General features: G+C 37.3%; 12 protein-coding genes. 6 read left to right on the top strand and 6 right to left on the bottom strand.

Annotated features, from left to right (window positions below):
* Window positions 1–3: 3 nt before the first annotated feature.
* From RE474_RS13350 to RE474_RS13340, 3 genes are all read left to right on the top strand, one after another.
* The gene (locus RE474_RS13350) at window positions 4–1071 is read left to right on the top strand and encodes a disk-shape morphogenesis protein volactin (RefSeq protein ID WP_309310856.1); all 1068 of its coding nucleotides are present in this window, start codon (window positions 4–6) and stop codon (window positions 1069–1071) included.
* Window positions 1072–1530: 459 nt separating this feature from the next.
* Entirely contained in the window at window positions 1531–2382 is an 852-nt protein-coding gene (locus RE474_RS13345) for a class I SAM-dependent methyltransferase (protein WP_309310855.1), read from the top strand.
* A 392-nt stretch (window positions 2383–2774) separates the two neighbouring features.
* Window positions 2775–2963, top strand: coding sequence for a hypothetical protein (locus tag RE474_RS13340; RefSeq protein ID WP_309310854.1), 189 nt, complete (start codon window positions 2775–2777; stop codon window positions 2961–2963).
* A gap of 584 nt (window positions 2964–3547) precedes the next feature.
* On the opposite strand, the gene RE474_RS13335 is transcribed toward RE474_RS13340, so the two are convergent.
* Window positions 3548–3820, bottom strand: a complete 273-nt coding sequence (locus RE474_RS13335) for a hypothetical protein (RefSeq protein WP_309310853.1) — start codon at window positions 3818–3820, stop codon at window positions 3548–3550.
* A 525-nt stretch (window positions 3821–4345) separates the two neighbouring features.
* Here RE474_RS13335 and RE474_RS13330 point away from each other — a divergent pair.
* A complete protein-coding gene (locus tag RE474_RS13330) occupies window positions 4346–6049 on the top strand; it encodes a SulP family inorganic anion transporter (RefSeq protein WP_309310852.1) in 1704 nt (567 codons plus the stop codon).
* A 531-nt stretch (window positions 6050–6580) separates the two neighbouring features.
* Here RE474_RS13330 and RE474_RS13325 read toward each other — a convergent pair.
* Complete coding sequence (locus tag RE474_RS13325; RefSeq protein ID WP_309310851.1) at window positions 6581–7300, bottom strand: SDR family oxidoreductase; 720 nt, start codon at window positions 7298–7300, stop codon at window positions 6581–6583.
* Window positions 7301–7625: 325 nt separating this feature from the next.
* Entirely contained in the window at window positions 7626–8264 is a 639-nt protein-coding gene (locus RE474_RS13320) for a hypothetical protein (RefSeq protein ID WP_309310850.1), read from the bottom strand.
* A 225-nt stretch (window positions 8265–8489) separates the two neighbouring features.
* On the opposite strand from RE474_RS13320, the gene RE474_RS13315 reads away from it, so the two are divergent.
* On the top strand, window positions 8490–8969 hold the full coding sequence (locus RE474_RS13315) for a hypothetical protein (RefSeq protein WP_309310849.1): 480 nt from the start codon (window positions 8490–8492) through the stop codon (window positions 8967–8969).
* A gap of 233 nt (window positions 8970–9202) precedes the next feature.
* Here RE474_RS13315 and RE474_RS13310 read toward each other — a convergent pair whose 3' ends face one another.
* From RE474_RS13310 to RE474_RS13300, 3 genes are all read right to left on the bottom strand, one after another.
* Window positions 9203–10141: a hypothetical protein gene (locus RE474_RS13310; protein ID WP_309310848.1), complete on the bottom strand. Its 939-nt coding sequence runs from the start codon at window positions 10139–10141 to the stop codon at window positions 9203–9205.
* A 43-nt stretch (window positions 10142–10184) separates the two neighbouring features.
* Window positions 10185–10811, bottom strand: coding sequence for a cysteine hydrolase family protein (locus RE474_RS13305; RefSeq protein ID WP_309310847.1), 627 nt, complete (start codon window positions 10809–10811; stop codon window positions 10185–10187).
* Between the two features lie 86 nt (window positions 10812–10897).
* A complete protein-coding gene (locus RE474_RS13300) occupies window positions 10898–11212 on the bottom strand; it encodes an EthD domain-containing protein (RefSeq protein WP_309310846.1) in 315 nt (104 codons plus the stop codon).
* A gap of 552 nt (window positions 11213–11764) precedes the next feature.
* On the opposite strand from RE474_RS13300, the gene RE474_RS13295 reads away from it, so the two are divergent.
* Complete coding sequence (locus RE474_RS13295; protein WP_309310845.1) at window positions 11765–12196, top strand: hypothetical protein; 432 nt, start codon at window positions 11765–11767, stop codon at window positions 12194–12196.
* The last annotated feature ends 254 nt before the right edge of the window (window positions 12197–12450 follow it).

The following is a 12450-nucleotide window of genomic DNA, read 5'->3' as shown; positions in this document are numbered from 1 at the left end:
AACATGGCAAAAGGACTTGATGTTGGGACTATGAATATAATCTGTGCAGAAAAAGGAAAAGGAGATTCTATCGCATTTGCACAGCAGAGAAACGCTTTTTTAGAAATGGAGGCAGGAGATCTTGCACAGAACATGCTGGACAGTGCCAAGATATTATACACTCAGAAAGGCGATACAATTAGCGTATTAGGAGAAGATGCATTCAAATTCTCAAATGTTTTTAACAAACCTATCAGAAGACCAATGCATCAGGGAATCATCAGCCCGGATGAAAAAGAATCAATTCCAATGATAAAACTGATCATTGAAAGAGTTCTTGGTGCACCACAGAGAGCAGGAGAAATTGCATATATTTCAGTCCCTGCAGCCCCTGTAGACAGTAAAGTGAATGTTCTTTACCACAGTAAAACCGTTGAAGCTCTGTCAAGAAGACTGGGATATGAGACAAAACTTATAGATGAAGGTCTGGCAGTGGTCTTTTCTGAGTTGGGAGACTTCAATTTCACAGGAATTGGTATAAGTGTAGGTGCAGGAATGACAAACATAACCGTTGCATATCTTGCTACCCCTATTGTATCATTCAGTATTGCAAGAGGTGGAGACTGGATAGATGAACAGGTAGCCAGTGCCACAGGCGTTGCAATCGAAAGAATTACTTCTATAAAGGAAACTGATTTCTCATTCAGTTCAGATTATGAAATTGGAAGTGTACAGGGTGCAATCGCACTTTACTATGATGCATTGATAACATACATCATTGGAAACCTTAAAAAGAAGCTATCAGAGGTCGCACCTCCTGACGCAGAATTCCCAATCGCAATTGCAGGTGGAAGCAGCCGTGCAAAGGGCTTCATGGAAATGTTTGAAAGCAGGATATCTGAAGCTAACCTTCCGATCAACATCTCAAAGGTAAAGAAGAACAAGTACACATTGTCTGATTCTAAGGACCCTATTTACTCTATTGCAAGAGGATGCCTTATAGCAGCTTTGACAAGAGAAGATGCTGAAGCTGTGGAAGAAGAAATGGAAGGAAACGCAGCAAAAACAGAGAAAAAGGCAGCTGTAGTTTAAGCTCCTTTTCTTTTTTATTTTTCCGTTCTTATTATAGTTATATTCTTTATTAAAGACTTTACTAGGATAAATAAGGGTAAAGATCGTTTCTCAGGATATTTCCGTAATATCCAAATGTTAGCAGGTGTTCTTTTTCATTAAAATAAGATATCGCTCAAAAAAGCCTGCAAGATACTCAATACATATTTGGTTTTATACTTACTGAATCAAGCAAGATTGGAATTAAGCAGATGAGTACATTAAAATAATTGGAAGATATGACAGGGGAAGGAGACTTGAAAACGGAGTTTTATCTTTCCACTCAAACACTGCACCAACAAATATTTACTGAAGATACTGCAAAAATGAGTGAAATCATTCGCAACTCCTAGAATTCCTGAAGCATTATTGAGCAAAATTAAATGTTTACTCCACTCTATAAGCTTAAAAATGAAATCTGAATGAAAAGGTGATAATCAGATGGACGATAACCAGGTTAGTAATACTTCACTATGGACAGCTTACATGCGTGCCCATCACTGCATACATGCTACCGACAAAATATTTGATGATTTTTTAGCCAATGATCTGGTACCCAAAGACGTGCAAGAACAGATCAAGCAGCAGATTATCCCGGAGGTTTTTGTACCGGCAACAAATAATATTGTCACCCGTTCACGATACACCGAAGATATCCTGGAGGAAGCTATCAGACAGGGAGTTACTCAATATGTAATTCTTGGCGCAGGGATGGACACATTTGCACTTCGACGACAGGATTTAATGGAAAAATTAAACGTTTTCGAAATTGACCATCCTGCAACACAGGAATTTAAACTTCAAAGATATGCAGAGTTGGGGTGGAAAAATCCAGAAAATCTACATTTAGTTCCAATTGATTTCACCAAGCAAAATTTGGAAACTGAACTTACGAACTTGTCATCTTACGATCCTGAAGCTAAAACCTTCTTTAGCTGGCTTGGCGTCATTAATTACTTAACCCAGGATGAAGTGGAAACAACACTGCGCTTTATTGCTAACATTAGTTCTTCTGGTAGCACCCTTGTTTTCGATTATATGGATCTTAATGAGATTAACCTTGAGAAGAAGTCTCAACAACTACAAAAATCAACGGAATATCTGGAAAAGATAGATGAGCCAAGAAAAACAGGAGGCTTCAACCCTTTGGTATTAGAGGAAAATCTCGCATGTTTAGGATTTGACCTTGTGGAAAACTTAAGCCCATCAGATATCGAAAGCCGTTACTTAAAAGAATGCACAGACCAACATGTGCTTAAGCATATAAACTTTGCACATTCAGTAACAAAATGATTCTTAACTCATTTTGTTCTTTTTTGAAAGGACATACATTCACTTTTAGAAATACTTTTTTGTTTTCAGTTGAAAACATATTGTTAATTTAAAAGGAGTTCTGTTTCTTCCTGAATAGAGGTGCAGGCAAGTTCCAGACAGATGAACAAGGTTATGGAAATGCTACCTGAACTGGAAAAGAATTACGAACTCCTTGTGCAGGAATTAGAGAAAATATTGAGCTGATAAATGCTGGCATTTATTGGCATTATCCAGTTTTTGTTCCCCAAAAATACCACAATTATATACTGCTCTATAGTACACTTACGTCTATGGAAAATATATAACATAAGTATAAGTTCGATCTGAAACTCTAATCAAATATGGAGATATGTAATAACGGAAAGGAGTTTATGCACTGTAATAGTGAAAATTACACCCGTATAAGCTCTTATTCTGACAGATGGTTACGTATCAGGAAATACAACCGTCATACTGGTGAGGATGTCTTCATGTATTTCTCACTTGACGAAATAGTATTCATTCAGAAAACTGTTTCATCTTTCCTGAATAAGAAAGAACAGACAAACAATGAAAACTAGGATTTGAAAAGTAGTTCAAGAGATAATCGTGGTGCTTATACTCTCGTTATTTTCTTTGCATACTTTTCTTACATTATTTTATTGATGGTGACTTTCAATCTCATCGATCTAATTTGTGGGATTTCAGATCCTTGAAGAAAATGGAAAGGCAGTGAAACCATTAGCTCCTTTTTCTAATGCTCACAGAGTATTGTTTATGATTCTTTCCTTGATTATGAAACAGAAGGGATTAAACAAGGTCCGCACTATTTCAAGAAGCTTAGCAATACAACTCGGAATCAAGCATAGGAGTGCGTTGGCTTATTTGAAGAAAAAAGCAAAGGGAGAGGATTTGAATTTTAAGAGCAGGAATGTGAAATGGATAATTAGCACTTTAACTTAATTTAATGTAAGTGATGTGAATAAAAAGCTCTTTTGGACGGCTGTGTTTCTCAAACTAAGAGTTTAAAGCTATAGTTATAGATATCCTAAAAAGAAATGCATTAAGTGACTATGAATTGAGTTTTAAAATAATTCCAATCATTCACCATTTGAGCTTGTATCTACGAACCGAATACGCAAAATGTACTGCTATCACAAATATCTCAAGGCCGATGACGCTGAGAACAAAACTTAACAGTAGGTTTGCAACCCCGTAGAACGTTATCAAGTTTATAAGAAGTAGTATTAAGGAAATCCGTATCAACATCTGTTTCGGAAAACTGATCATGAGGTAATCCGTCCTTTACTAAAATATCCCCCAGCAGTACAAGGTGTTTGACCTTCCTTTCATTCAAATAATCTACGAATTCTGTAAATTCATCTTCTTTTGCTCCCTTCATACCAAGATGCACATCAGAGACAGCTACTATAGACATAGATTCCTCCTCTTTTGATCCTGCAGCATGAACTGAGTTCAACAGGATCCTGTTATAACACGCGGTCAGAAATTTTTATTCATAATGCGGTCGAAACCATTGTGACAATGTCCGTTGCACATCATCCTTATTAATATATTGCCAAAGCTTGCACATTTATTTTTCTTGGAATACCCCGTGCTGCTCCAATGCTTTCACAGGCGGTCAGGACAAGGCTGAATGGAAGTATTCATATTTATTTATCTGTTAAATGTCATTATCTGGTTTAAAATTATAGTTTAATCAAGCACCTAATAACATCAAGAGTCAGGTTACTTTTCTAACCTGGGATGATAAGTTACTAACTACTATTCTCCTTCCTAGGAGTATCAATGTTAAGACTTAATTTGCTCAATATCAAGCTTATGAGAATCAAGAGCCATGGAAAGGTAAAATAAAAACTTCTTCCGTAAAATGACCAGAAGTTTGTTGAAGGAATAAAAGTAAAGATTATAGATGAATTATTAATAGGAGATTAAAACGAATATGAAGCCTGCAAAAAATCCGGGAAAGTTCCTTCACATTCCTCTTTTACAAGGAGCATTACCATCCAGTCCTAAACAAATACCTATGGAAATCACTGCAGGAATCGCATTCGCAGCATTTGCCATTCCTGAAGTTATGGGGTACACCAGGATTGCAGGTATGCCTTTAGTTACCGGAATTTACACAATTCTGCTTCCTATGTTAGCTTTTGCTATTTTCGGTTCATCCCGCCATCTTGTAGTCGGAGCCGATTCTGCAACTGCGGCGATAATAGCGAGCGGACTGATAACAATGGCAGTGCCGGAATCTCCTCAATACGTTGCATATGCCGGGATGATCGCTCTGATTGCAGCAATCTTGATCCTTATTGCAGGCATGCTGAAACTGGGTTTTCTGGCTGATTTCCTTTCTCATACAGTCCTGATAGGATTTCTATCCGGCGTAGGTATCCGTATCTCGATCTCACAGCTTGGTGGGATGTTAGGGATAGCCACTGGATTAGATGGAACGTTAATTCATCTTTTATCTTTACCCTCATCTTTATTAAAAACCCTGGCTCTTATAAACGTTCCCACGCTTTTAGTCTCATTATCTGTAATCGTGGTTATAGTTCTTAGCGAAAGGATTGGGAGTAAATTCCCCGGTGCACTAATAGCAATCGTCGGGGCAATTACTGCAAGCTGGATGTTCGATCTTTCCTCTTACGGGATCATTATTCTTAATACGATACCCGGGGGTTTGCCTCATCTTGCTTTGCCTCAGGTTACACTTTCAGATATTCCAAAGCTTCTTAACATTTCAGCGGCCTGTTTTATTATCATCCTCGCCCAGAGTGCTGCAACGTCCCGGGCTTATGCTATGAAGTTTTCCGACACTTTCAACGAAAACTCAGATCTCATCGGACTTGGCCTTGCCAATGCAGCAGCAGGAATATCAGGTACTTTTGTTGTCAATGGCAGTCCGACAAAAACCGAAATGGTCAGAAGTGCCGGAGGGCGTACCCAGCTTACCCAGCTCACAACTGTCTTTATTGTTGTGATAGTTCTGATGTTCTTTACCAGGCCATTCGCCTATTTGCCCACTGCCGTACTTTCATCGGTGGTATTTCTCATTGGTCTGCGACTTATTGATACAAAAGGAATGGCTGCTCTTTACAGACAGCGTCCTGTCGAATTCAACGTTGCCCTGATAACATCTATGACAGTTGTAGTTATAGGTGTTGAGCAGGGAATTGTGATATCTATAGTACTCTCGGTTATTGCTCACCTGCGCCACAGTTACCGACCACTTAACCTGCTGCTTGTTCCAAAACAGGGAGGAGCCATGAGGACAGTTCCACTCGAAAAAGGGCAGCAAGCTGTTAAGGGCCTGTTGATATACCGTTTTGGCTCAAACCTTTACTTTGCTAACGAAACCCGTTTCAGAGAAGAAATAATTGCACTTGCCAACAAAGATGGGGGACTTAAATGGTTTTGTATTTCTGCAACGAACATCGAAGATATCGATTTCACTTCTATAGAGGCGCTTAAAAATGTATGCACCCAGTTGCAACAAATGAATATCACTCTTGTATTAAGTGATGTGGTGCAGCCTGTTATGAATGAGCTTGACAGGGACGGTATAACTGAAATGATCGGCAGGGACCATATCTTCGAGTCAGTCCAGGATGTCCTGGAAGCTTACAGGAACTTGCAAGAAGAATGATTCTTTGAATGGATGAAGATGGGTCACCATTTAAGCTTGTATATATGAACCAAATATGCAAATGACACTGCTATCACAAATATCTCAAGGATGATGACGCTGAGAACAAAACCTAAAGGTACCTTTGCAACCCCGTAGAACGTTATCAGGTTTATAAGAAGCAGTATTAAGGAAATCCGTATCAACATATGTTTCGGGAAACTGATCATGAGATTACCCTTCATTATACTAGCCTATTTTTTAGTTTTTATTAAAATTGCAGCTACAATTATAAAAATTATAGAAATCCCAAACATAATCTCAGAATATAAAATTGGATTACGGTTTTGGCTAATTTTCCAAACATTTATTATGCTCATTAAACCAATTCCAATCCAAAAACTAATACCCCACTCCAAATATCTTTTATTTTGAGTCATCTTCTCACTCTTTTTATTAAAAGAGAGATGACTATATACATTATTCTGTAAAAAATCTAATCAACTTATCAAATTAACGTTATCAACAAATATGTATCGACAACCGTCTTTTTTATCTTGATGCCAGCTTTGGGTCGATCACGCGTATCTCGTATTCATCTGATTCAAAGGCTTTCATTGTAGGTTGGACAAGCTCGGCAGTCGTGATGCCGAAATATGTCTGTCCTCTGGCTTTCCTTGCACCTTTATCGAGGTTTGTGTCTACCATTGGCGGGATCAACTCAAATACTTTGACTGAAGTGCCTTCCAGTTGTTGTCTGAGCAAGATGCTGAGCGTGTGGACCGCTGCTTTGGTTGCACAATAAATAGGAACTGCAGGCATGGGATAAAATACAAGTCCCGAAGAAACGTTCATAATCGCGGCTTCTTTTTGCTTCATCAGATGAGGGGTAAAAAGTGCAGTCATATACACAAGAGACTTGAGGTTAGCATCTATCTCGTCCTCTCCGTCTTCCATACGATGCCTGATAAGATCTTCAGTCCCTTTCCTGAAGTCGATCATACGCTGGATACCTGCATTATTTATCAAGACGTTCATATCCTTAAAATTAGCAGTTACCCAGGCATATAATGCCTCACAATCTTCTTCTTTCGAAACATCGCACTTTCTTATATGCAGCTGAGGGAGCTTTTCTTTAGCCTGCTTCAGGTTCTCTTCGGTCCTTGCGCAGATGATGACCTTATTACCTGCCTGTACGAAAGCTTCGGCCAGGGCTAATCCAATACCGGTAGCTCCACCAGTGATCAATATTGTATTGCCATTCATTTTCATATATTCTCATCCACTATTTATGTTTCTATAAAGTCTTCTGTTGAAAAACTTATTCTTAGATTTCACCAGAGCAGAAAACTATTCTCTCAAATTAAGACCTTCAGAGCAAGGAAACTCACTGCTGAGTTCAATTCTATGATGAATGGCAAAGTTGAGTACATGAAAAAGAATTCTAAAGCTGATAAACCGTTTAGTCTGAGTGCTCATGTGAAGGAAAGGTTGGAGATGTGGGAAAGGAGGCAGTGAATTTGTTAATAGATAAGTTTCTTGAAAATTAATCAAAGAAGGGAAAATATTACCCTTCTTTATGAAGTAAAAAATCTATTTATTTCTGCTTTTTACCTCCGCCTATTTCATCTGCTAATGCCCGGATTAAAGTAAGGAATTGTTTCACAAAAGCTCCGACCAGAAAAGATATGCCTGCTTTCATCATGATAATCTTTTCAGAATCACCGGCATTTTGTATCTCAGTTACTATTTCCAATATGCTTGAATTCTCGGTGATATTTGCTGGTTCGGTTGTTGTACTAAAGCCAACAAATATCAGATCAAATAGCAGGTATATTCCAATTGCCAGTAGAGGAGCTGCCAGTACACGCAAAGCTTTTCTTTGAATGCCGAAATCATTTAATTTCTCGTAAAAATTTTGATTATTGAATTTATTTAATTTATTTGGATCATCTTTTAGTTTTTCTTTAGCTGTTTCCCATTCGCCTGCAGTAGAAGCAAAAAGATACATTAGTCCACCAATTATGCTAAAGACAACTACATAATAAGGTATTCCCAAGTCTAGCCACCCAGATACTGCTAAATAAATAAAACAAATACTGGCAAGGACAGCTGCCCAAAAAATTCTCATAGCTACACGCCGCTTGCAATTACTACTTGCAGGTGTAGCATCAGCGGAATCACCATTTACATTTTCGGGCTCCATACCCCATGGTTTAATAGCCTCTGATGTCATGTTTACCCCCATATTCTTAATATCTGACTTGTTTTCAGTTTTACATTACACTATTACAAATCCTATATTATCTGACATTCCACTCCTCCTAAAAATATCCATATTATGGATTATTTTTCCACAATATGTTATTGATTTAAAAGTATTATAAAATATCTATGAAAATTTAATATAAAAGTAAACAGTGTTATCTCTTTTAATTAAGTTAAATCTAGAACTAAAAATATGAATTCAAAAAAGGTTGTGTATTCTACTTACAAAAACGTTGCCAAAATTAGAGTTGTATATATCCCAGCAATTGAAAAAGAGTTCATAGATTACAATACAGGAGATGAATTTCAGGGAAGAAAATATTGGAAGCCATTAAGCGATATGTTCCTAGATTACATAGATCATCCTGAAGCCAAATTTAAAGGGAATGTTGGAGTTCTACAAAGGCGATACTTGAAACCTAAAGGCTGTGTGTATATTGGCAAGGAGGCAAACAAGGTTGAAATTGAAGAACTGGAAGGTAATAAGATTGAGACATATCTTAACATTAAAGAGTTTCATGAATGGGTGCTTCCTCTAGAACCTAAAGATGTACTTCCAATGGGGATTAATCATGGGAGTACACTGAAGAGGATTAAGGACAAAATTAGGCAAGGGAAGAAGCTGAATTATGGACATGGAGCGGTGAAGGTGTTGGAGGGGAATTTTAAATAATGTTTAGAATCGCTTTTTATTATGTGAGAGAATATAACTGAATAAATCTTTTATCCGTAATCAAGAAAAAGAAGTCAAGTTAAAGATATTAATGCACAACCTTGACAGGTATATCACGGTTGCGCTTATTATTCAAATGATGATTTCTACAGAGCCAAGATTATGAGGTGAATATAACACCCTCATATCGCCAAAATTAATTATTTTTAAGAACTTGTGCCACCATCCGATGTTTAATCCTCCTTGTTCTTAACTTTAAATGCAGCTTTAAAGCAATCCTCTACTTGTTCATCATTAACAACAACCACATTATACTTATCTATAGGAGCGTCTGTGGGTATTTTCAATGTGAATATAACCTTTGTAGGATTTAACATGATACTTTCAGCTCCGAACTTCATAGAATAATCTTTTTCAATGTGATCGAGTCTTACCTCCTTTATCGCTTCTAGATTCTTTCCAGTAATCGTGAAGTTTGGTATCGATTCATCTTGTTTGCCTTCTTTGGGGCCTATATCACGAATAAGAGGATCAGGACCTGTTTCGATTTCCTTACCCGTTGCAGCTTCACTGGCTATTGAGACAGATTTCGTACCAAAGTAAAAACCAGCAACTGCAACGACCAACGTGCTTATGGTTGTAATGATCTGTTTTGCAATATCTACACTGTCCTTATTTGGTTCCTTTTTTAACATAACGTTATATCGCGTTTCGTTCGTTGCATTAACATAATGTGGATAGGAGTAAAAAATCGATTCTTTCGAGAGATTATCATATTCCGCTTGTGAAAAGTCTATCTCATTAGTAAGTCTCGGATAAGAGAGCTGCGTAAAGAAAAACACAGAACTTATCATAAATATGAGTATGAGACTCAATGCAATTATGGCCCGTACACTACCTTTGGGTAAACCAAGAGCTTCCTTAGGACTATTCATTCCAAGACACTTAAAGATAGAAGCCGCAAAGGTGAGAGCTAATAGAAGTGCAATCACGCTAATGCTAAGCAGAATACAGAGTAAAATTTCAGAAGCTCTAGAGTTTGTACTAAAATAATAAAGTGTACCTCCTGCGAGCATTAACAAAATTGTCATCAGTACAATACAATACCGACATTGTAATTTATTAGTGTCATTCCCTTTTTTATTGTTGTCAGTCACATCTCCGTCAGTCATATTTTCCCCCACATTTTTTGTCAATTTTATTAGAAGATCTTCCTCACAAGATCTCAAGCTCCTCTGAAGTGCAAACCCTGCCAAATTTCGGAAATACAAATTCCATGGCAAAATTCTGTGCCTCGTCACTAATTGAAGCAACGCAATCGCTCAGGACAATATTATTATATCCTCTGTCAAAAGCTCCCCTTACAGTCCCTTCAACACAGAGGTTTGTAATGGCACCTCCAAAGAGCAGGGTATCATAGTGTAGAGACCTGAGTATCCTGTCAAGGTCTGTTCCGTGAAAACCACTCATCGTATGGTGTTTTGCGACTATGAGATCTTCAGGATGAGGTGTGAATTGTTCGATGACCTTTCCCTGAAATTCTCCTTCTTCGCGGGTTATTTTTGTAAAATCCAGTCCCTTTATCGGTTTCCAAAAATCTATATCAGGCAGGTTCGCATTTAGCGCCTGTGATATCTGAGGTCGCAGCTCCATATTTACGAAGATTATAGGTATCTTTTCTGCCCTGAATCTTTCAATGGCTTTGACCGTGTTCTCCACAATACCTTTTTCACGGGCAATTTTCCATACTCCCCATTTTGCAGCAATTCCTTTCTCATGAAGAACGAAGTTCTGCGCATCCACGATAATGAATGCAGTGCTATCTCTCCTTACATTTGTCATTTGTATACCCCATTAAGCCTTATAGTTGATATTCATTTTACTATAACAGTTTAACACAGTAAAAATGCATAATTAAACCTTGTTCACTATTGTGAACAAGGGAGAGCTTGTGTTATTGGCAAAAGCTTGACTTTGTCTTCGGGAACAAATGTCAGTACGTCTCCAATCACAGCTTTCATTTCAGAAGAATTCATCAAAGCATCAAAGTCTGTACCAGGTTTGAATTCTACTATGCTGAATTGGTAAAATATTTCATCATCTAACTTTAAAATTCTCGTATTTTCTACGATGTCCCCAAAAGTCTTATTAAACAAACCCAAATGTTCCTGATATCGCGTATCAAATTTTTTAGTATCGTCTGGTTTATTGTACACTACTACAAAACCTACGGCATCTGACATTCCCACTCCTCCTTAAAATGTTCATATAGTAGATTATTAGTCCACAATATGTTATTGATTTTAAACTATAATATATTATCTAAAATAATTATATGTAAAAGTAAACAGTGTTATCTCTTTTAATTAATTGATGTGTAAAAATTACAAGGTGGAATAAAAACGAGGTTATGTGCATTTTATGCAAAAGCGTTGCCATAATTAGAGTTATATATCCCAAAAACCAGGTGCTGGGATATATACAAGGCGAAAAAAGTGTACGCTTCTATAGAGTTAACGTACAAATATAAAATTTAAAATAAGTTTATTTAAAATAATCAGTTATTAGTCTTAGCAAATCTTTTTTGTTAGTAAATTCTCTACCAAAATTATCAAAATCAATAATTTTCTTTTCAATTGGTTTTTCTTGGAAAATAAGTACTTTTTTCCCGAGAGCTAAAGAAAGACCTGGCATTCAAAATCAAAAAACACGCAGTGATAAGGAGCAAGGAACTGAATTTCTTCTTTTTCCACGGATACCAGTTAGAGGTGCTGTCTAATCCTTTTTACCGATCCATGAAGGTGTATGAGACTTTCTGCGAGCAAATATGCCTTGCCAGCCATATCACAGGCAATGCAGCCGACAAACTATGGGATAATATACTGTCCAAACGCTCTTTATGGGACGACCTGAAGAAATTTCCAAGTGAACCCAGGTCAGCATTCATGTCCATGCGACAGCCACCTGAAAGAAGGATCAGGAACTACCTGAAGAACAATATTTTTAAAGAAATGAGGGATCTTGCCGGATCAGATACGAGACATTTCCAGTTACACATGCGTCCTGAACAGTATCTGATATACGGACATACTCATGATGCATATGTGGATGACGGCAGAAGGGTTGCAAATACCGGAAGCTTGGGATTTGGTGACGAACATAAGCTGGAATATATCGAGATCATCGACGATAAAGTAGAGTTAAAGGGTTTCAATCCACACGGTTGAATCCCCTGTTTTGAAACCAATAATATCATATTCTTTTTCATGTAGATCTGTGCTGATTTTTTCAATCTAACTTGTTGCATATCAAAGGTTAATGGAAGATATCTGATGGTTTAATTTGTTCCGATAATTCGAGTACTGTATTAATATTCGAATACTGTACCAGAATGAGTATATTTTCAATTATTAATCTAGAGTCTGTTGATTTGTTAAATGCTGGTGTATTTAATAAACAACTAAAATTAAAAGTGAGATGA

Source organism: Methanolobus sediminis (assembly GCF_031312595.1).
Classification (GTDB): domain Archaea; phylum Halobacteriota; class Methanosarcinia; order Methanosarcinales; family Methanosarcinaceae; genus Methanolobus; species Methanolobus sediminis.
Note: the sequence above shows the minus strand (reverse complement) of the source record. Positions and strands in the feature narration are given on the sequence as shown.